15 protein-coding genes and 3 pseudogenes are annotated in these 21,712 nt (G+C 57.1%); 7 read left to right on the top strand and 11 right to left on the bottom strand.

Going from position 1 to position 21,712, the window contains the following annotated elements; all coding sequences use genetic code 11:
- Positions 1-124: 124 nt before the first annotated feature.
- From H1B37_RS05370 to H1B37_RS05330, 10 genes and pseudogenes are all read right to left on the bottom strand, one after another.
- The gene (locus H1B37_RS05370; protein ID WP_286177420.1) at positions 125-3,298 is read right to left on the bottom strand and encodes a hypothetical protein; all 3,174 of its coding nucleotides are present in this window, start codon (positions 3,296-3,298) and stop codon (positions 125-127) included.
- A gap of 253 nt (positions 3,299-3,551) precedes the next feature.
- Positions 3,552-3,659, bottom strand: a pseudogene (locus tag H1B37_RS33655) (peptidase M28); the annotation flags it as partial.
- 43 nt (positions 3,660-3,702) lie between these two features.
- A complete protein-coding gene (locus H1B37_RS05365) occupies positions 3,703-4,095 on the bottom strand; it encodes a four helix bundle protein (protein ID WP_182865601.1) in 393 nt (130 codons plus the stop codon).
- A gap of 84 nt (positions 4,096-4,179) precedes the next feature.
- Positions 4,180-4,581 (bottom strand): annotated as a pseudogene (locus H1B37_RS05360) (M28 family peptidase); the annotation flags it as partial.
- Positions 4,582-5,121: 540 nt separating this feature from the next.
- A pseudogene (locus H1B37_RS05355) lies at positions 5,122-6,196 on the bottom strand (ADP-ribosylglycohydrolase family protein).
- Positions 6,193-6,699, bottom strand: a complete 507-nt coding sequence (locus H1B37_RS05350) for a GNAT family N-acetyltransferase (RefSeq protein WP_182865600.1) — start codon at positions 6,697-6,699, stop codon at positions 6,193-6,195. Before H1B37_RS05350 ends, H1B37_RS05355 begins: the two are co-directional and overlap by 4 nt.
- Positions 6,696-6,971 (bottom strand): type II toxin-antitoxin system TacA family antitoxin, encoded by a 276-nt coding sequence (locus H1B37_RS05345; protein ID WP_182865599.1) that lies wholly within the window; start codon positions 6,969-6,971, stop codon positions 6,696-6,698. Before H1B37_RS05345 ends, H1B37_RS05350 begins: the two co-directional genes overlap by 4 nt.
- 99 nt (positions 6,972-7,070) lie before the next feature.
- Positions 7,071-7,628, bottom strand: a complete 558-nt coding sequence (locus H1B37_RS05340; RefSeq protein WP_182865598.1) for a hypothetical protein — start codon at positions 7,626-7,628, stop codon at positions 7,071-7,073.
- A 349-nt stretch (positions 7,629-7,977) separates the two neighbouring features.
- The gene (locus tag H1B37_RS05335) at positions 7,978-8,529 is read right to left on the bottom strand and encodes a hypothetical protein (protein ID WP_182865597.1); all 552 of its coding nucleotides are present in this window, start codon (positions 8,527-8,529) and stop codon (positions 7,978-7,980) included.
- Between the two features lie 1,138 nt (positions 8,530-9,667).
- A complete protein-coding gene (locus H1B37_RS05330) occupies positions 9,668-10,486 on the bottom strand; it encodes a hypothetical protein (protein WP_182865596.1) in 819 nt (272 codons plus the stop codon).
- 365 nt (positions 10,487-10,851) lie between these two features.
- Here H1B37_RS05330 and H1B37_RS05325 point away from each other — a divergent pair, with 365 nt between their 5' ends.
- The 5 genes from H1B37_RS05325 to H1B37_RS05305 all read left to right on the top strand — a co-directional run bounded on the left by H1B37_RS05325 (position 10,852) and on the right by H1B37_RS05305 (position 16,153).
- Positions 10,852-11,484, top strand: coding sequence for an NfeD family protein (locus H1B37_RS05325; RefSeq protein WP_182865595.1), 633 nt, complete (start codon positions 10,852-10,854; stop codon positions 11,482-11,484).
- 527 nt (positions 11,485-12,011) lie between these two features.
- Positions 12,012-12,755, top strand: coding sequence for an RNA polymerase sigma factor (locus H1B37_RS05320; protein WP_182865594.1), 744 nt, complete (start codon positions 12,012-12,014; stop codon positions 12,753-12,755).
- Between the two features lie 184 nt (positions 12,756-12,939).
- On the top strand, positions 12,940-14,580 hold the full coding sequence (locus H1B37_RS05315; RefSeq protein WP_182865593.1) for a serine/threonine-protein kinase: 1,641 nt from the start codon (positions 12,940-12,942) through the stop codon (positions 14,578-14,580).
- Positions 14,577-15,809, top strand: coding sequence for a hypothetical protein (locus H1B37_RS05310; protein ID WP_182865592.1), 1,233 nt, complete (start codon positions 14,577-14,579; stop codon positions 15,807-15,809). The genes H1B37_RS05315 and H1B37_RS05310 overlap by 4 nt, the downstream gene beginning before the upstream one ends.
- Positions 15,806-16,153 (top strand): hypothetical protein, encoded by a 348-nt coding sequence (locus H1B37_RS05305; protein ID WP_182865591.1) that lies wholly within the window; start codon positions 15,806-15,808, stop codon positions 16,151-16,153. Before H1B37_RS05310 ends, H1B37_RS05305 begins: the two co-directional genes overlap by 4 nt.
- Here H1B37_RS05305 and H1B37_RS05300 read toward each other — a convergent pair.
- Entirely contained in the window at positions 16,130-16,498 is a 369-nt protein-coding gene (locus tag H1B37_RS05300; RefSeq protein WP_182865590.1) for a hypothetical protein, read from the bottom strand. The two genes, H1B37_RS05305 and H1B37_RS05300, sit on opposite strands and share 24 nt — an antisense overlap.
- A 29-nt stretch (positions 16,499-16,527) precedes the next feature.
- Here H1B37_RS05300 and H1B37_RS05295 point away from each other — a divergent pair, with 29 nt between their 5' ends.
- Together H1B37_RS05295 and H1B37_RS05290 are read left to right on the top strand one after the other, a co-directional pair.
- On the top strand, positions 16,528-17,526 hold the full coding sequence (locus H1B37_RS05295; RefSeq protein ID WP_182865589.1) for a hypothetical protein: 999 nt from the start codon (positions 16,528-16,530) through the stop codon (positions 17,524-17,526).
- Between the two features lie 741 nt (positions 17,527-18,267).
- Entirely contained in the window at positions 18,268-21,504 is a 3,237-nt protein-coding gene (locus tag H1B37_RS05290; protein WP_182865588.1) for an amidohydrolase family protein, read from the top strand.
- Positions 21,505-21,712: the final 208 nt, after the last annotated feature.

Below are 21,712 nucleotides of genomic sequence, written 5' to 3'. Positions count from 1 at the left end.
CGGAGGACGAAAGTTTGTTCGGCAATTCACCGTTCGCTCTTCCCCTCGCCGCGCTCGACCCTCCTGCCAGGAGGGTGAATTCCCAAAAACCGCACGACCTCTTCCGGGGGAGGGTTTCGTCTTGCTATTTCCGTGACAGCCTTTCGACCAGATGTTGGCGCCCGAGCTGGCGGTGCGCTTCGATCAACGCTCTTCGACGCGTTGGATTGGGATCTTGAAGGTCGTTCTGGATGGAGGATGAACGAGACGCTCGGATCGCGCGTAATCCGAGTGACGGGTGAAACTGTGTCAACACGCGAAAAACCCTTCCGTATTCGGCAATGCCGTGAAACACGTCGCATTCGTTGCATTGGTGTCGGTGAACCAACCGAATGATCTCCGACCAACGCATGTGGGATAACAATCGAGTGCTCAGATTGGCCGGTTCGACATTCACCGCAACAGTAAACCGCTGCCGGAAACTCAGCTCGCTTCCGAATCGATCCAGCAGCGCTGACAAGAACTCGGAACGATCGCGTAGGTAAGCGCTGGTCGCGACTTCCACGACGCGCTGTCGGAGCACGTTCTCGCCAACCGCGCCGATCAGCTCCGGCAATAACTGATCCGATTCGACACGCTTGACCAGATCGCCGACGATCCCGCCTTCCCCCAACCACTGGAGGCTGCCACCGACGGGGCCGTCATCATACCAATCGTTGGCAACCAATTTCGCGACCTGCCCGCCACTGCCAAGGCAGGTTTGCATCTCGCCGGCCAGCCGGATCGCGAATCGATCAACGGCATCGGCGAAACCGTCCTGCGCATCATGCGAATAGCGATGATAGGTCAAGATTTCACCGGACTCGTTCAGTGCAAACAAGCAACGCCCAACCACTTTCCCCGCCTCGGTTTTGCCGTAGACGACACGTTTGTTCAAATCGACCGCGTTGGCAACCGTGCTGAAGAAGTTGAAGGAGTCGGGGGACAGGCAGGTATCAAAATGGAAGCCCATCAGCAGAATATCGATTGCCTCACGGGTGAAGCCGAGTTCGTAAGGTGTGCCGTCGGCCATCTGCGCGGGCAGTCGAAGCTGATCGCTCAGCCAGGGACGCAAGTTAATTCCGATCGATTCCATCCGCCGCGCAAATGCGAGATTCTTGGGCTCCTCATCAAAACTCCGCGTCGTGCGATGGGCCGACTGGAACAGCAGTCGAATCCCGAGGTGCCGCATGGGTTTGCCAAGGCGAGTGATCTCGCGTAACACACGGTCTAATGGCGAAGCCAGTAAGTCCTCGGGAAACTCTTGAACGCCAAATCGATCGCCGATCGCGGTCGCGACCTGCTGACGACACTGCCCTGTATACCGCTGCAATGTCTCCGCCTCGGCGCGCCGCTCAAGCTTTTCAATCAGGGCGCATTGTCGGGCAGGCGACACGCAACCACCCTCGTCAAGACGCCGTTGCAAATTGTCCAGCCGCCGGTACATCCGAGCCTCGTCGCCCCCCGGCGGAAGACCCCGATCAAGCTTCTCCAGCAACGCATCGATTTGTTGCTGCAATGCTTCGCGTGTGGGAAAGAACCTCCCCAGAATCTTCTCCGCAATGCGTTCAGCATCGGGCGTCGACTCACTGAGTGATTGAAGTGCCGATCGTAAATCTCCCGGAAAGCGTGAGCACCAATCGAGCGGCTGTGACACAACCTCCCTCGCCGGCAGTGGACGATCCAAGTGGTTCAGGATGCCGATCACTGACGTCAGTGGCTTCAGTGACGCGATTTGACCTGCGATGATACGCTTGGCAATCATTCGCTGAAGGGCCGGGTCACCGGCAAGCGGGCTGAGTTCTTTCTCCAGCTCATCCAGGTCGCCAATCTCTTTGAGTGACACCAAGATCTGAGCCATCTCGCCAGGGGAATCGCCATAGAGGATCGCGATGCGAATTCCCGCGTCGACATAGGTGTCGTCTGGATTCTGTGACAGCGGATCGATGATCGAACAGGACAAACTGTCGTCGTTGGTCGCCTGTGCAAATTCAACCAAGGACGCCATCAACGCCGGGCCAAGATCTAGCTGCAGGTCATAGACGGTCCTCTCCAGCAATCGCACCGCCCTTCTCGCCAGCTTGGATTTGCCCTCGACTTCATAGCAGGTGTCGGTGACGAACTCGTCATACGTGTTGCTGCCATCGACATAATCACGCCAGTTGTCCAGCAAGGGTGCAGCGACTCCACGCCGATGAAGGAGCGATGAAAGTGCATCCACGACCCGCTGCAGATCATTGCGATGCTCTTTCGACCCATACCAGTCATATTTCCACTTTGCCATCAAGCGGACAGCTAACCCTGTGTGATCTGCGGGGAAGACTGACAAAAAACGAGTCCATGGTTTCCCGTTCGCATCGCGATCGTTCAGGATTCCACGCAATGCCTTTCCCAATGCCTTCGCCGCGGCGATCCGCTCGGGCCTGATGTGATGGATTCCGCGTGCTTTTTCTAGCCAAGCCTTTCGTTCGATTTTCGTTTTCGGGATCAGCTCGTGCCCCGATTCAATTCGCCGCAGCAATCGCCGAAGCCTTCGCTCTTCACTGGAAACCTCTCGCTGCGAGTCGGCGATGTCGTCCAACAATTCAGGTTTCAATAGCTGATCAAGCAGATCAAAAACTTCGCGTCGTCGCTTGGGACGATGCGATGCAGTCTGGTAGAGGATTGAACGCACCAGAGAACTTACAGTCTCACCGCTGGGAGGGTCTGGCACAGAGAATTCATTCTGGTCGCCCGCCTTCTTCAGCGAATCATTGAGTCGGTTCAAACCGCTGTCCATGGTTTCCCAGCGACATTGACGCATTGCCGGATCGGTCAAGCAGCGAACGATCGTTTGTGATAGCGTTGGCGGGAAGGAATCTCGAACGGACAGCAGTAGCATCGGAAGCTCACAGGCGTTTTCTGCCTCCAACTCACAGAGTTCACTCAGCGATTCAGCCTGTTGTTCGATCCATTCGATTGGGTGGTTTTGGCAAGGCTGAAGATCCGACAAGGCAGAGAACGTGACTGCATCCATGAGTGATGCGAGCGAGGGATGAGTCCTCTTGATCCGAGCGACCTCGTCCGTCCATCGTTTGGGCAAAACCCCGCTCCGGACAACGTCCTCCGACAGCAACGGGCTACCACTGTGAACCGCGTTCTTCAACAAATCGAACAAAAGATCAGTGCGAGCCAACCAATCTTCCACGTTGGAAACCAGCTTGGGCAACGCACGCGGGAAGTGATGACGGAGTTTGGTGATCGTCATCTGAGCCCGTCGTACGGCTTCGCGATCAATCATCGAAATCGACGGTTGCTCGAGACTGAACTCCGTCGCCGAACCCCAACACAGGCAGTACGCCCCTGAGTCCTCGCATCGGGTCATCTGCACGGGATACCCTGGCAACCAATGGGCGTCGCGTTTCAGAAGGACCCGCGCCCGAGCAACACCGTATTGGATCTTCGTCTGTTTTCTTTCCAGCGGCTGCATGATCAAGCCAGTCGGATGGGTAGCATCGGGGTGATTGGTGGGAACGGGTGGACCATCCGAGAGCTCATCGCAGCAGTTTCTTCATCGCCGATGCGACGCCCAGGGTGACTTCGGTCATGCGGGGATAGTCAAGCGTCTCGGGGGTGTCGGTGGCTTGGTGGTAGGAGAGATTGCAAATTGCAAATTGAACATTGCAAATTGGTTATTGTTAACGCTCATTTTGGAGTTGGCTTAGTGCGTTCGACTTTGGCGCGTTCTTCGTTTTTGCGAGCTGTGACGAGCGACTGGCCGAGGATTTTGCATAACTCGTCCGTTTCGTTTGCGATTTCGCTCATCCTTGCCTCTGGTAGTAGTTCCGATCGCATGATCAGCCGGATCCAGCAGCGTGTTTCGCGAAGCTCTTTCAGCGATATTCGCAACTTGTGGATGAAATCACGGCGACTTTCGGCGGCGCACGCTTCTTCGTAATTCGGTGCCGGTGACGTTCCACTGCGGACCAATTGCCCGGCAATATGCTGGCCCAACCGAGTGTCTGGCAACGCATCGACGACTTTGCCAACCCGCACTGCCAAGCCAAGCAACCGCTCTGAAAGATCGTCTGGCTTCATGTTTCGTCTCCAGCTTCGAATTCAGTCGCAATGTCTTAATCAATTTAACTTTTACAATGTCCATTTTGCAATTTGCAATCAATCGTACGGCGGCTCTTCACAAGCGAACGCGACGTAACGCGCGGTCCGTTTGCCGGTGTGCTCGCGCAGCAACCGGCTGACCTCGATCAGCACCGCCACGGCGGAGGCGTTGTCGTCGGCGCCGGGCGTGCAGTAGACGGTGTCGTAGTGGGCGCCGAGCAGCACGATCTCGTCGGACCGCTTGGTGCCGGGACGTTCGACGATCAGGTTGGTCGCCTGGTCACCATCGGCGTCATAGCATTCCCGTGTGTGGCCGAGCCCCATCTCGGACCACTGGCCTTCGATGTACCCGATCGTGGCCTGAACCGTCTTCGGCTGACTCAACGTGCGCGGCCCGATCAATCCCGCAAGTCGATCGACATGCAGTCGCAGGTTGTTTTCGATGGTGTTTCGGCCGATGGACATCGGGGGATTGAAAATTGCAAAATGAACTTTGCAACTTGGTGATTGCGGCAGTTCATGTTTGGGGTGGCTTGGAATCGAATGCAAGTTGTTCCGAGCGTCATCAAAGACCCCTCCGCTCGGTTCGCCAACGGCGATGGACAGCTTAGCCTGGGGTGAGACCGGATGAGCCCCAGCGAATCCGGGCGTAACCCCAGGTCCACTTTCCTGGGGTTGCGGTCACTTTGCTGCGCTCGTTCCCTGACCCCAGGCTATGGATGTGCATGCCCTTTGGGCAAGTGCTCCGGAATGAATTTCGAAGCATCGTGAAACAGCCTTCTGTGCTAATAAATGCGCTCAGTAATACAATTGACGTCCCGAGCAGCGAGAGGGAATCGCCTGAAGGCTAGACACCAACATGCGCTGGTGTGCTGCAAATTGCACCGCCGAGTCAAACAGTCGTTCTGACAGATTCTCGCGTTTCATGTTTCATCCTCCGCTGGAGATTTGTTGGTCGGTTGCTCAACAATTTGAAATTCGCAATGTTCATTTTGCAATTTGCAATCACCCATAAGGTGGAGCGAGTCGGCGGAAGCCGTGAACGAGGACGAGGAACAGGAATAGCTGGTTGCGGAGTAGCACCGCGGCCGGGTTGACGGTCGGTGATTTCACCGGGCCAGTGCCGTCGAGTGAATCGGCCAGCGTCGCGCCAAGACGCTGCATCCAACCGACGCTGCGTGGCCATTCCCAAATCCCTTGAAGCCATTCGGTGGGAATGCCGCCCGGCCCGACGCCTGCGCCCACGATGCCACCGACGATCGCGGCCGTCGTGTCGGCGTCGCCGCCGCACTCGATGATGCTCATCACAGCCCGGCGAAAGTCGGTCGGGTGAGACAGCCAGGCGTGGATTGCAACCGGGACGGTGTGGTAGGTGTATCCGCTCACGCCGCGATCCAGCCCGAGCGATTCGGCGAACGCCTGGGTGGTCTCCGCGGCGCCGTGGCTGCGGACGGCCCGGCGGAGCAACTCGATCAGCTCTGCGCCGCCGTCCAGCCCTGTGCCGCCTTCTCCCACTGCACCGACAACATCGTCAAGCCAAAGGTTCGCGTCGACGGTTCCCCGATCCCGCGAGTGCTTGGCGGCAAGCGCGACCGCGATCGCTCCGAGTTCGGCTTTGGGATCACTGTGGGTCAGCCGCGAGGAAGCTCGAACCAAATCCAGCATCAACGCAACGTCGTCCAGCGCCGCGCCGAAGATCGCTGCTCGCATCGCGGGGCCATTTCCCGCGGAAAAGACGCCGGCGTTTTGAGGATTGGCCCCGAGCCATAGCTTGATTCCCGATCGCGCGGTGGCTTTACCAACCCCCGCCGGCAAGGCCAAGATCCACCATCGCAGACGTCTGGCAAAGCGGCGCGTGAACGTTGGCAACATCACCCCCGGCGTCAATCAAAGACTGTGCGACCATGCAGGTGTGTTCGGTGTCGTCGGAAATCATGCCGCGGCCGAAGCAGAACCGGTACCGTTCGGGCGGGCCAAGCAGCTTGGGGGCTCGCTGGGGCGAGACGCCTTCATAGGGCAGCCCCAACGCATCACCGACCGCGGTTCCCAAAATGCATCCGACGATTGCCTCGCGATTCATGTCAGATTGAGTTTCTGGGCAGTTTTCATGGGCAAGAACATCCGCGACTTCATTTTGGGCAGGGAGATGAAATTAAACTTCGCATAGAAATCCCTAGCCGCATTGTTTTTCGCGTCGACTACAACGAGAGCCGCGGCGATTTCTTTCGCCGATCGCGCGCATCGAGACAATGCATCAGCGAGCAGCAGCTGTCCAAGTCCTGGGAAACGGGAATCGCGTGCCAGGCGTCCGATCAATATGCCGGGAACGTGTGGATAGAGAGGCAGGCGTTTGATCACTTCCTCGGGTAACCCACTCAATTCCACCGATGTAGCGCAAAGCGTGTAGTAGCCGACGACGCGTTTGGGTTCGTCCGCCGGGACAAGAACGAACACGGCGGCAACCTTTCGCTTGACATCCTGGTTTGCGAATCGAATCAAGTAATTGTTGAGGGCCTCAACTCCGCAATCGAAATCCTTTCGTTGATGGCTTCTCGCCAACGCCTCGCAGACGTATTCGCTCACCGACTTGTCACCCGCTTGCGGTGTTCCTTTGCCGCGGCGCGAAGATTCTTGTTGGGCGATGCTGCCGACAAGAGCGAATCCACAAGAATTCGACTCTGTTCGCGGTCAAGCTTGATCCGCTCATGTTCCTCGATCACCGCTTTCGCGGCTTGTTCGGCATTGCCCAGCACGAATTCCGACACGCTTCGGCCGAGGTAGGCTGCTGCGCGCTCGATCAGCGCTTTCTGTTCTGCCGAAAGGCGTGTCTCAATGCGAGCGGATTTCGCTTCCATCACAATCTCCCGAGAGCCGAATCAATCAACCCGACCATTGTACGGCAAATTTCCGTACGCGGCAACTTTTCTGGCGATCCGCAAGCAACAGGAAGAATGTCAGGATTTCAACTCCACTGACTGGACCGCCTTTCGTGGCGCCGAAACGTACATGATGGCTTCCTGGCCTGCCAAGCCAGACTGCTTCAGCAATTCAAAGTGATCGTACCGCTCAACTTGAAACCGATGGTCGTCGATACAAAAATATCGATGCATCAATTTTTCTTTCCGCATCGTGAATAACTGGATCTTGCCTTTCACAGGGTAAGTTCTTCCATCCCGAAGAGTCCGCTTCATCTGATGCCGGTAATGAAGAGTGAAACCGCATAGGATCAGGCCGAAGAATACCGTGACACCAACGTACGCCGTCAAGGATTTCGTCCCGAAGCTGCCGGTGCGAAGCATGTCTGCACAAAAGCCGAGGAAAGCGACTCCAAACACGATCGAGAAGGCAACCCATGCAAAGCGTGAGTTGGCATCGTGTGTCCTTGAGATTCGCTCCTTCTGTGCTACCGAAAGTTCACCGGCCCGATTGGATGCAAGGTCGGCCTGAGAAAATTCAAAGACGGTTGCCAGGGCAGCTTGCCCTTTGGATAGGTCATCCTCCTCCGTGTGCATTCTTTAGGTTCACCTCCCACTCGAAAACCCTGCAGGGCAAAGCCAGCCCTTTCATGAGGTCGATTGTAGCAAACGGGAGGCCATCGCGGCCTGGGCTCGGCTGGCTGTGCAATTGATGGATTGCTGAAGTTTAACGCGGTGCTCTTCGGAGCGGACGACGGGGGGGATTGCAAATTGCAAAATGAACATTGCAAATTGGATATTGGGGCAGCTGATGAATGGGTGGTTTGACACGTTGGGCTTGGGCGCGTTCTTTGTTTCTTCGGGCTGTGGCGAGGAATTGACTGAGAGGTGTGCAGTGCTCGCTCGCTTCGCCGGAAGCCTTTCCAGAAATCGCGTTCTTCACCTGTCACAATAGGTGTCCGCTGCCGCGGATATCGCCTGCGCTGTGTGCACGAGCCATGCTACCAATTTCGACGTGAAGGTTTCCAAATGACTGAAGTCGAGAATCTTGTCCGTTGAGTGACTGGGTGATTCCGTTGGATTCGTCATGCATCGTGCCATTGTCAATCGTCGTGCCGTCTTCCTTCAAGACCGTAGCCGCGATCCGACGGGTTTCGGTTTGGACCGGATCGGTGAAGTCGGGGGCGACGTCAAAGGGCTCCGGGTTCTCGCCGATGACCCGCTGGCCGAGCCGGATCTGCTCGATCGGCACCGTCATGGTCGCGGGCGGCCAATCGATCAGGGCCGGCAGGCTTTGTTCGAGCCAATCGGTGTCCGATGACAGATCGATCCGGGGGGGCAGGAGCGCCGGCGCGCCACCAGTCGTCGCTGGTGTTTTCCAGTGACAGCCCCTCACCCTCAGCCCTTCCCCCCGACGCGGGGCGAGGGGAGCCAGGACCGATGAGATCGTCGTCTGACCAGACCGCGTCGTGAACAGCAGCTTCGTCGACCGGGACATGCACCAGCGTTCCGGCATCAAAGCAGCCGCCGAAACCTTTGGAGGCGGCTCGGGCATTGATGCCCAGGCCGACCGCACCGAGTCCGATTTGCAGGTAGCCGGCCGCGGAACTGGGGTCGGAGGAGACCATGTAGCCGCCTTCGATCATGCCGACAGCCGATCCGCCGACGTTGGCGGCGATGTCGGCAAAGCGGGTGGCGCGTGCCAGACCACAACCGCCCCACTTGAGCGCCAGTGCTCCATAGCCAAGCCCTGGGACGGCGGCCGCTGCCGAGAGCCTTGCATTGCCTCAGTCTCGCCCCCAGCTATACCAGGCTGCGTTGGCTAAATCGGCGAAGACACCAACCCCGGAATCAGGCCAGCAGCCTCCAAGGCCGCACGGCACCAATAGATGCGTGGCAGTATCTGGCTCCATATTCATATCGCTGCTGGTCGAATTTGACTCCACTCTCCTTCTCCCTGTAGGTTCTTCCAGGAATTTAGTGGCATCCATCCAGGGTAGGGATTTTTTGAGGCATTTGCTCCTGCGTCCAATGAGCAAAAAGGCAAGCCCGCGGCGGAGGTATTCCGCCACGGGCTTGCTGCACCACCTGCGCGCTATCGACCGAGATATCCCTTCCCAGGCCCGCGTCCCCGCAGAGCCTGAGTCCGTTTTTCCCGGCACCTTGAAGCCTACCGAGTACCAACGAACGTTGCAAACAATCATTGGACGCAGGAGCAAATGCCTCCGAAAATCCACCACCATGAGTTCGGCCCAGGCGAGCTACACGGTCACGAGTTTGCCACTCAATGCCGCGAAGAACCCTTTGCGGTATCGTCCTGATTGTGGCGATCTTCGTGATGCTGCTTTCTTTGTCTCGCTCTCTCGCCCGTGGCGGAGTGAACGGTCAACGCATGACCGGAGTTCGTGTGTCGCAATATTTGGACACTTGCATTTCATTTTGAAGCCTCACGGGTTCAACGCACCGACGACCATTCTGATAAGTGTTTTTGCAGAACAGAGTTTACGAACAATCTGGCGACAAAGGCTCCGTTTTTCAAATTCAACTTGCCTCAGAAACGGTGACCTCGCTTCACAAGTAGAAAACTAGGAATCTCGAATGGCAATTGAAACGCAAGTCACGACACCAAGATTGTCTCATCCTGCTCGAAACCAAACGTAACGGAGCCACAAATACGTCGTCACGCTGAGGCTTGTGATCAACACGGTCAGGCAGATTCTCGCGAGCAGACGCACGTCCGAGCGGGCCGCCGACTGGTAGGCGCACAATGCGATCACTGCCAACCCGAACACAAGGCCGCAGAGACTTATTGGAAAGAGCGACAAGTTCTCGGCGTCTTGAAAAACCATCCACAAGACGGCGGAATCGACCACTCCGTATAACACCGTCAATGCGACCAGCAGCAACCTCCGGCGAAACTGTTTCGTTTTCTGCGTCTCCGGATCCGGCTTCGGCATTGCCCGAACCCGGCTGATTCGGTTGAGTCCTCTGTGTGCGATCATCACACCAGCGGCTACCGCGATTAGCAGGATCACGGAAACAGTGAGCGCCGAATACCACTCCGAAGGTCGATTGGCAGTTTTGGCAATGTTCCAGAAAAAAGCGGCGATCAATCCCAAGCCGACGGCAATGGCGATACCAGAAGAGAACCTGCGAGGGTACAAGATGCCGAAAATGGTTGCGGTAATCAAGCTAAAGCCGCTTGCCCACATCGGCATCCCAATCAGGATCAAGCCGTCGAATTCGCCATTCATGCTGAACCAACGATTCATCGGTGGCAGAAGCACGAAAAACGTCAATGTTTCGCCAACGATGACCGCAATGCCGATGCCGATCACATTCGCGAGGAACAAAGTTGCCAGGCAACCGAGCGGTTTTGCAGGTTCAAGCTCTTCCGTCGACGATGGCGACTTGGGACTCCGATACGGATTCTTCTCGCTGTTTGTCATTTGCATTCCACTGATCCGCCCAGTTCCGTATTCGGAAGGCAACTCCCGAATAAAGGCACTTCGATCGGCTCTCGTCTACATGAGCGGGTTTTCACAGGATAGATGACGCAATTTCTCGTGAATCTCGATTAGACTCACGACTTTCGGGCTCTCGATGTTCATTGGGGACGCTCTCCCCGTCACACATCGGCATTTTCGGAGTTTTGCTCGTTATCTGATGCATATGAAGATGCTAATCTCGATAGACGGGATGCAATGCGACAATGGTCGATACGGACTTGCCCGACCTTCAGTGCAGTCCTGCTTGCGTAGTACATCTTCGAACCACTTAATCGACGCCCCAAAGTGAAGCGGCAACGAAGGATATTCTCATGGTATCACTCACGAGAATCGGTGATCGAGCTTTCTCTCTTGGCCCCCTTAAGCCGACAGGCCAAGTTCGCCTCGGCGACGCGGTAGTAGCCGCAGCGTCGACCGGGGAATGGATCGACAGCGACACGGAAGTGGAAGTCCTAGGACGTGATGGAGACCGGCTAACGGTACGTCCCGTTCGTGACGGCGAACCGCAACTTACAAATCATGGTCAACCGCTGGCCGAGCGGCGGCAAGAATCAAAGGAACCAATAGAGGCTCCGCCCGCATGGGCTGAGAAAATCAACTCGGTCAAGATCGGCTTGGTTATCGGTGCGATCACTGGGTTCGTTGTCTGGCTCCAAGGTGCACCGCTTTCCCTTTCGGCCCTGAGCGTCCCTCTGGCGGGTGCGATTTCCGGTTGGGTATTTCGCCGACTCGTCGCAATCCCAGCCGAGGCTGCGGGACCTCGCAGCGACCATCGTCCCTTTGCAAACGCTGTCGCAGTCGGCGTTGGCTTCACAACGATGGTTGGTGCTTTCATCGGCTTTGGTGTATCGGGCACATTTTTGGGAACGAGCCTTGGCTTGGTTGTCGGAACGGCCGCCGCGGGGATGGTGATCTTTATGCTGTTCGTTTTTGCCCACCTTTGAGACTCAGAATCGTGGAAGCCCAACGATACTGCAAGAATGATGAGCACCCGGCTGGACCGTACGGTTTCTCCACTGACCAAAGATGAAATTAGACAAGCGAAAACTATCCGAATTGGCGGCGCGTGGCAAAGTCCGCTGGACACCGTCGCGGACTGCTGCGTTGGTCGGCAGTTGTATCGGCTTGGTTGTTCCGTTGCTTCACCGTCACACGCGAAAAGATCGGCCCTCTACTGGGAGCAATCGGCTCCGCGATCTTTGTCGCATTTGTTTCCGCTGCGTTGACGCTGCTCGTTGGCGGCATGACCTCGCCTCCCGGCACGGATGAACGTGGATCGGGCATCGGCCCGAATGCCGGTCACGCGATCAGTGTAGTCCTCGTCTACCTGTGCGGCGTGCTTCCCATTTCCATCATTGCGGGTTCAATCTTTGGATGGTTACGACACCGACGCGAAAGCTGCTCATCTCTGCCCGCTCCCCAGGAACCATGGTGAGAGCAACGGCAACCGCGGAAATGTATACTGCTCCGAATGAAGTCCAGCGATAAATCGAATCTGCAACGAAACAATGCTGACCAGTTCGCAACGACACAATGGAGTCTGGTGCTTGCGGCGGGAAATCGGAGTCACGAAGAATCCAATCGCGCGCTAGAGAAGTTGTGTCGAGCCTACTGGCCACCGCTCTATGCCTATGTCCGTCGCCGGGTCAGCGACGTTCACCAGGCACAAGATCTAACGCAAGCCTTCTTTGAGCGGCTTCTGGAAAAGGAGTATCTGGCCGATGCCGACCCCGAGCGAGGGCGATTCCGGTCTTTTCTGATTACTGCATTCAAACGCTTCCTGGCGAAAGAACATGGCAAGGCGACTGCGTATAAACGCGGTGGTGGACAGCGAACGTTCACGGTCGATTTTGAGCCGCAAGACCGAAACTGGGGTGAACGACAAAACTCGCTGACGGCCCAGCAAATCTACGAGCGGCAGTGGGCGGTCACTTTGCTGGACCGCGTCATGACACGCTTACGGCGCGAGATGGAACGTTCAGGTAAATCGCAGCAGTTTCATCTCCTGAAGGTATTCATCGGAGGATCGGAATCGGCAAACTATGCCACGATCGCGCCGGCGCTGGGCCTGAGCGAATCCGCGGCCCGAATGGCTGCCAGCCGGATGCGCAGACGTTACCGCGAGTTGTTGCGGGACGAAATTGCTCAAACGGTGGATTCACAAGAGGATATCGAAAGCGAAGTCCAGCAGCTTTTTGCGACGTTTTCGGAATGAATCCTGTTTTTTTGGTTGCGCATTTTGGAGTTTCCGTAAGAACAAATTGACGACCCAGGAAATAACCATGGTGCAACCAAATGAATGCCCGACATGCGGAAGAAGGCTTCCGCCGGACGCTCCGGCGGGGGTGTGCCCCCGCTGCTTGTTGAAAGCCGGACTGTCCGAATCGGAGCGCGGGACAGTGGACGACGCCACGCTCGCCCACAATGCCATGCACAACGAGGATCAATTCGATGGGCCTGCCACCGAATCTGAAATGAACCGGCAGGGAGTATCTCCTTCGGTCGGCACAGAGGTTCGCTATTTCGGCGAATACGAATTGCTAGATGAGATAGCTCGGGGTGGGATGGGCGTCGTTTTCCGCGCCCGCCAGACGCGTTTGAACCGGATGGTTGCTTTGAAGATGATTCTCAGCGGACGGTTGGCCACTGAGGCCGATGTGCGACGGTTTCAGACCGAAGCGGAAGCCGCAGCGCAGCTCGATCATCCGGGAATCGTTCCGGTCTTCGAAGTCGGTCAGCACGATGGCCATCATTTCTATTCAATGGCTCTAGTCGAAGGAGAATCGCTGGCACATCGCATTGCAGAAGGGCCTCTTGCTCTCAGCGAAGCTGCGGAACTTGTTAAATCCGTGGCCATTGCGGTTCACCATGCTCACGAAAAAGGAGTGATTCACCGCGACTTGAAGCCAGCGAATATCTTGATTGATCGCGATGGGCAAGCCCGTGTTACGGACTTTGGATTGGCTCGACAGAAAGCAACCGAAAGCAGTCTGACGGCCGACGGACAAGTGCTGGGAACGCCTGGCTATTTGTCACCCGAACAGGCAACCGGCAGCTCCGCCCAGGTTAACGAGGCTGCTGACGTCTACTCGCTCGGCGCTGTCTTGTACGCTGCACTCACTGGGCGTCCGCCGTTTCAGGCGGACACTGTAGTTGCAACACTGAAGCAGGTGGCTGAGTGTGATCCCGTCCAGCCATCGTCAATCAACGCCGACATCGACATTGATCTGCAAACAATTGTGCAAAAGTGCCTGGAGAAACGACCGGAAGATCGATATGCGTCGGCCGCAGAGTTGGCAGAGGAATTGGATCGATACCTGATCGGTGTCCCAATTCATGCTCGCCCCGTCGGCTATTCTCAGCGATTGTGGCGTTGGGGACGACGACGCCCTCTGGTTTTGGCGCTGGTTGCATCCGTGTGTGTAGCCATCCTTGCAATTGCAGGGCTGATCTACCAATCCTCAACTGGTAGCGTTTCGGATGACGAACTCACGCCAGCCCTTGCCGGACAACTCGTTTCCGAGGCAGCGTCAATCCGGAACGACGACTGGGCCGACATTGCGAGCGGATCAACGATGCCGTCGGCATCTTCATTCAGTAACCGCTCCTTGTCACTCATACTCTTCAGCCTATTTGGAAAGTCGCTCGACCAACTTGGTCATTCGAATGCCGCTGACGACTTTCATTATGCGGAACCTCGACCGAAGCCGTATCAGATCGCTCAAGCAATCTGGATCAGCAAGGAAAAAGGATACGCGTCCTTCATACAGCCGGAGTACATCACTGATTGTTCGGTTCAACAGGAAGGGGATACAGCTCACGGCACAGTCAGTTTTTCCGTGCATGAACTCTATGCCGGCAGGCTCAGCTATGTTGCCAGACGAATCGACGGCAGTTGGATTGTGGCAGAATTGCACATATCGGGCCTTGGTGTGTCGCTACAACGGGGCGGTGACGGAGATTGGGGGCCGCTGTCTCGCTCCCTCGATGGCGAAACACCCGAACAACAGAATGAACCACGGCAGGTTCCTGTTCCGTGAACAAACCTGAAACGATCAAATCCCCTCCACTGAATTTCAACGAGATCGCTGTGATCGGCGGAGCAGGCATGATTGTGTTGGGAACGCTCCTGCCGGCATTCAAACCTGGCTTCGGATCAGCACAGTCGCTTGCGGAATCCGCTGTCACAGTGACTGTTGCTATCTGGTCAATGGCAGCGGCCTCAATGTGGAAAGTCACGCTGCGACACGTCCATGATGCCGATCGCATTGGATTGCTCTGCCTGCTGTTTCTAGCGGCCTATGGCGTCTTTCTATGGAATGAAGAGGTCCGCGAGCCAGTCGCAACGCTCTTCGGCAATCTGCAATCCAGCTTCAAGCCGACGGCCTGGGTGGTGATCGGAATCGGAGCCGTATTGATCCTGCTTTCCGCACGGAGCGAGGCTCGAATTCACGTTGCATCAAGTGACGTATCAAACGGTCGAAGCCAAATGCAGTCGATCGGGGCCACGCTGGCGGTGCTTGGGTGCCTTCTCGGCCTCGCCATCGTCAATCCGTTTAGCGAGATGTCTCCTGCCGCTTTTAAACGCGGCGTGCTTGCCTGGGAGGACGAGACAAACGCGTTGAGATGGGTGGTTCTGGGTACGACCGCGTTCGCAATCGTTTCTTGTTTTCAATACCCGGCCAAGTCTCCGCTCATCTTGAGGCGTGTGATTCAGGTCTACGCGCTGCTAATTGGCATCTGCCTAATCCTGCTGCCGAGTCTGGCCGGCCTGCTGGCTTGGCACCACAGTGTGGCGGTGGCGATCGTATGGGGAATCACCAGCCTGATTTGCTTCGCGATGAGTCCGTCACAACCGTTGCCCCGTTGGCAGCAGCTCATCGTCTATTCGCCCTTCATCACGTTCTTTCTACTGCTTGTGGTCTCTGGCGAAATCCACGATGGCGCCTTGATGCTCTTTACGGCATTCACCGTCGCAGCGGGATTCGTCATGTGCAGAAACACGACTTACGTCGACGCTGCGACGTTTATCGCAGCGTTCGTGGCCGGACTCCCTGCCGGGCTGATGGCGTTGACGGGAGTGCCAAACGAATTCACAAGAATCGGCGGCATGTCGCATGCAGCATGTCGGGTGATTCTGCTGGCAGTGAGCGTCCTACTCGCGTGGGCTTTGTTTCTTTCGATTCGAGCCAGTGCGGTCACGTCTACCGAACCGGACACAGATACAACGACTGCCGTAACTACTTCGTCGAACCGAGAACATGCATGACGATGCGCTTTGGCCTATTAGTCGAACTCTCGGCGATCATTGCTTTGATCGCGGGAGTACCTGTTCCGATTGCGGGAACCGCCGCATTGATTGCGGCGACACCGACATCTGCAATCGCAATATTCAGGATAGCGAAGTCGGAAAAGACCGCCTCTGGTGCAGTTGATATGGCGTTTCTGTTTCTTACCTGGGGCATGCTTCCCTGCCTGCTCGTGCGGTGCGCGACGGACGGTGTCGGTGAGAACGTATTTCGATTCATCATCGCCGCTCGAGTGTTTGCTGTAGCGAGCATTTGGAGGCATGCTTCGCGGTGGGATAGATCAAACGATGAAATCAGCGAGTAGTGTGAAAATGCGAAAGTACAAGTCACGTGCACGTGATCCAGGTGCACGACCGCTAATACCCGCCAGGCATCCTGGAATTGTCATCCAGAAACTGAATTGTACTTCGATTCGGATTTCGTCTTTTGGCGTACGCATCATGCCGCTTTGTAAACACATCTTCATCACCTGTTGTCGGTTGCTGATTTTGACTGGTTGCGGGCGTTCGAGGGGAGAATCGCCCCAGCCGAGTCCGGAGATCCTCAGGCCGATGGTTGCGTTGGAAATAACGAATGCCAAGCTGAAAGGTACATATGGCCCGTAACGCTTTGCCGCCGAAAACGTCCGTACATTCTTTGTCTTGGTCATGGACAAGCAAGGGAACGCTCATTGGGGCGGTGTCCATTCACTTGGTTCTGTTGATCTGTGCGTGGATCCGGGGTGTCATCTGGGGAACGGTCGGGGATCCCACCGAGGTGCTACCCTGGGCGACTGAAGACACGGTCGAACCCGGTTGGCAAGGCGGCATGAAAAGCGCGAAGGAACTTTTTGGACTTTATGCGTTTTCACTGGGAGCGATTCCCCTCGTTCTCTCGATCATGGGAGCGACAGCAGGATTCGTGCTGGGGTCATCTCTACGTCGGCGAGTTGCGGATGACTCGAAAGTAGTTCCGCCGACCGCAAAGGCCTCCATCATCCGCAGCGTGCTCGTTTGCGCTGCAGCAGCCTACCTGGGGGACTCCTTCGCCAGGGTTCTGATCTTCAGCAGCCTCGGCCCCATGGGTTGGTCCGGCTCCGGCTCATTGCTATGGCTGAGGGAAACACTGGGCGCTCTTGTCTGGGGAACGATCGCCGCTAGTGCGTATATTCGACATCGGAACCGGAAGTCCGGTGCTGCGATCAGTGCTGGTATCGTTGGGATTGGTGTGTCGCTGCTTCTAATGCGTGTCAACTACATCGCGTTACCGCCGGGATTGACGTTAGGCTCGGTGCTGCTGCTTGTTTATGTCGCGGCAACCAATAAAGGCTGGTCCAAGACGACATCCAAGGCGTCTTCGATTTCGAACAACGCAAACAAAGCAGAAAGGCCACCGGTCAAATCGGACGGAGCCAATGGATTGGCCGTGTTTTTGTTCGGAGGTTTTAGCTTCTATGCCGTCGTTTGCTTACTCACTCTGCTTGCCGTCATGGGGAATCGAAATACCGACAACTGGGGCGTCTTTATGCCAATCGTGATCGGAGTTTGGGGGATTCCCATTTTTGGCACGGTCGCCGCAATCCTCCATGCATGGACAGGCCCATGGGAGTGGCTCAGCAACGGTCGAGCGCGGCGGAGTGCATCCTATGCGTTTTTGATCTGCCTTCTGCTCTGGGTACTCATCATCACATCGCAGTGATTTGACAACACGGCCATCATCGCGACGGGTGCACGCAAACTTACTCCAATGCTGTCGATCGAGTGCTGAGAACTAACGATTGCAGAAAGCGTCCGGACCGCTAGCGCGGCGATCGAAGTGATGCGTGTCACCGACTTTGCGGAGCACAAAGTCTGTATCTTAATTTTAGCGTTGTCGCGCAAACACATAGATTGCGGCAACCAAGAGGCCAATCAGAAGCCCGAGCAATGCGGGGACCAGTCCGAACCCTGAATCAAAGAGCAGTTTTCGGATCCAGCTCTCTTGGTTTCGCTTGTTGTCGAATCGCTCGATTGAGTCGCCAAGAAAGTACATGACGGAAGCTGCCAGCGAAAAACCGATTCTCAGTTGAGTCCGATCTGGAATCCGAAGAAGATCTCCCCTAGCGATTAAGACTGTTGGAAATGTAGTGCCAACGGTTTGGGCCCACACCGGAAAAAGCGGTGTTTGTGACGCGAACTGGGGAGGTCGGGCTAAACTGGACCGTCGCTTTTGCCGCCCACTCTCGCTGCGTAGCAGCGACCCGGAATCGCCTAAAGGCTAGACACCAACGGTCGCGGAATCCTCTTTTACTTGTGTCCGTGCCGATCGGTTCGTCAGAACCGGGAGGAAAGACGGCCGATGCGACACTTTAGAATTCGAGTCACCCAGACACTCGTTCTGCGACAATCGAGCTACAATGGGCGGCAGCCTGCCAACTCGCCCGCCTAGTTTCAAAGTGTGATGTCGCGACAAAGACTTTCCCCACTCGGTTGTTTTCTCGTCTGGTTCGCGATTTCGACCGCTGTCGCACAGGATCCCGGTGACGTCCGCCCCGTCGTGGGACTGCGCGAAAACCCGCCGGATCGCGTGTTTTTGAAAGACGCCCGCGTCGTCGTCCGGCCCGGTCAGGTCTTTGAGTCGGCGTCGGTTTCGATCCAGGGGACATCGATCGTCGACGTGGGCACCGGTCTCACACCACCGGCCGGCGCCGAGGTGATCGAATGCACCGGAAAAACGATCTACGCCGGACTGATCGATGCCTACAGCGAAGTTGATGTGCCCGAATCGCCGGCCGCCGGTGGCGGACATTGGAACGGAAACGTCTTGCCACGACGCGCGGCCGCCGCGGCAATTAAGTCGGTCGAGGATGTTGCTGCATCACGGACGCAAGGGGTGACGATGCGACTGATCGCCCCTCGCGGGGGAATCGTCAAAGGGACCAGTTGTTTGGTGATGCTGGACGGAAACCGCAGCGTCAGTGTGATCGACGACGACGTCGCGCAACACTTGCAGCTGACCGTCCCGCGGGACAAACGCCGCGACGGCTATCCGAATTCACCGATGGGCGCGATCGCGCTGTTGCGTCAAACACTTGCCGACGCGGATTGGTACACGCGAGCCTGGCGGGCCTACACCGCCAAGGGCGAATTGCCGCGGCCGACACGCAACGACGACTTGGCCCGGATCGCCGACGACCGCGGCGATGGAACCTTCATCGTTGACGCACCGAACGAGCGAATGGCCTTGCGAGCCGACCAGATCGCCAGTGAGTTTTCGCTCGACGCCATCATTCGCGGCTCGGGACGCGAGTATCGCGATCTCGATGCGATCGCCGACACGGGGAGGGCGTTGCTGATTCCCGTCGACTTTCCCGATGCACCGAACGTCAGCTCCGAGGCGGCTGCCGATGACGTGACGTTGTTGCAGTTGATGCATTGGCACTTTGCGCCCGAAAACCCGGCGTTGCTGGCCGAGTCCGGCGTGACGTTTTGTTTGACCTCCGACGGACTGGATGACCCGAAGACGTTTCTGAAGAACATCCGCGCCGCGGTCGAGCGAGGCTTGCCCGCCGACGCGGCCCTGGCGGCCGTGACCACCACGCCGGCTCGAATGCTGGACGTTGATGCGATCGCTGGTCAAGTCCGCCCCGCAGCGCTCGCCAATCTGGTCGTGACCGATGGTGACTTGTTCGACAAAGACACCAACGTCTTGGAAACCTGGGTCGCCGGGAAACGCTTCCAGCATGACGCCGCCTCCGAGTCGCAGCCCGACGCGTTGATCGGTACCTGGAAAACGAAGCTTGCCGTCAGTGGCTCGAACATCCCGATTCGGTTGGAACTAAAACGGGAAAAGAAGAAGTGGTCGGGCGAGTTCGTCTCTGATCGCGGCGTAAAAAAGAAACCGAAACAGGCAAACTCGACGGACGGCGACGCGGACGACAATGCGGGCGAATCGGACAAACAGGACGACAACGTATCAGCCAAACTCAGCAAGATCGCCCGCGCCGTGGATCGTTTGACCGCGTGGGCGGATCTCGGCAAGGTCGACGATCGGATTCCCCAAGGACCGTCGCGGATCACGATCCTGAGCGTCGCTGAAGGAGAGGACTTGAACGTGTTTTCGACACTCACTCTGCCCGGCGGGGAGACGCAAACACTGCACTGGCAACGCGTGGCGCCAGAGCCGAAAGACAGCGCCGATTCGGATCTCGAAGCGGGACAAGCTCGCGAGGAGGACGAAACCGAGCAGGTTGCCGATTCTGTCCTCGATGAAATCGCCATCAATTATCCGCTCGGCGGTCTCGGCGTGACCGAACCCGTTCCGGTGGCCCCCGCCGTCCTGTTTCGCAGTGCGACGGTGTGGACGTGTGGCGACAATGGCGTGCTGGAGAACACCGATGTGCTGGTCGTTGCTGGCAAGATTGCATCGATCGGTCGGTCTCTGAAACCGCCGCCGGAGTGTGTCATCGTCGATGCTCGTGGCAAACACCTTTCGCCGGGGCTGATCGATTGCCACTCACACATGGCGACCGATGGCGGTGTCAACGAATCGGGACAGGCGGTCACGGCTGAAGTCCGCGTCGGTGACTTCATCGATAACAGCGACATCAACATTTATCGCCAGTTGGCCGGCGGGCTGACGACGTCGAACATTTTGCACGGTTCGGCCAACCCGATCGGCGGGCAGAATCAGGTGATCAAGCTGCGTTGGGGCGACGGCATGCAGGCGATGAAGTTTGCCGAAGCCCCGGCGGGCATCAAGTTTGCCTTGGGAGAAAACGTCAAACGCAGCAACCGCAGCGAGCCAGCGACGCGTTATCCGGCCAGCCGAATGGGCGTCGAGCAACTGTTTCGCGATCGTTTTTTGGCTGCGAAGGAATACGACGAACAATATCGGCGATTCCGTAACGGCACGCACAACGGGTTGCCGCCGCGGGTGGATTATGAACTCCAAGCGATCGCGGAAATCCTCCGCGGCGAGCGTTGGATCCATTGCCACAGTTATCGCCAAGACGAAATCGTCGCGCTGCTGGACTTGCTGGACACGTTTGATGTCACGATCGGAACGTTGCAGCATATTTTGGAAGGCTACAAAGTGGCCGATCGGATGAAGCAACACGGCGCGATGGCCTCGGCGTTCTCCGATTGGTGGGCGTACAAGTTCGAAGTCTACGATGCGATCCCCTACAACGGAGCGATCATGCACGACGTCGGGATCGTCGTTTCCTTCAACAGCGACGATCGCGAGCTGGCACGCCATCTGAACACCGAAGCCGCCAAGGCGGTCAAGTATGGAGGCGTGCCGCCCGAAGAGGCGTTGAAGTTTGTGACGCTCAATCCGGCCAAGCAGCTTCGAATCGACGACCATGTCGGTTCGATCGAACCCGGCAAAGACGCCGACCTGGTGCTTTGGAGCGGTCCGCCGCTGTCAACACTCGCGCGCTGTGAGCAGACTTGGGTGGACGGTCGAATGATGTTTTCACTGGAACAGGATCGCGAGCGGCGGCGGCGTGATGCCCGTTGGCGGTCACTGCTGATCGCAAAGATTCTGGACAAGGACTTTGGAACATCCGGCAAAGCCGACGAAGAGGTCGCCGAGGAGGATCGCTGGCTGCGGTATGACGAATTTTGCCATGGACACGACCACCAGGACGAACAAGACCAACACGCCGGACACAACCACTCGGAGGTGCGATGATGAGCATTCGAAGACGACGATCTAAAGAGCATCAAACGACCTTCCTTCGCTTCGCTCGACCCTCCTACCAGGTATCGCTAGCGAAACAAGTCGCACACATGATTACGGGCTCCCCTTGCCCCGTTTCGGGGAGAGGGGCCGGGGGTGAGGGGCCTTCCACCCAGGGGGCGGAAGCCGATTCCTTGCTTTCATCACGCTGCATGCCCCC

The sequence above is a fragment of the Stieleria mannarensis genome, assembly GCF_014154935.1.
GTDB classification, from domain to species: Bacteria; Planctomycetota; Planctomycetia; order Pirellulales; family Pirellulaceae; genus Stieleria; species Stieleria mannarensis.
This window is presented reverse-complemented; position numbering and strand designations above follow the sequence as displayed.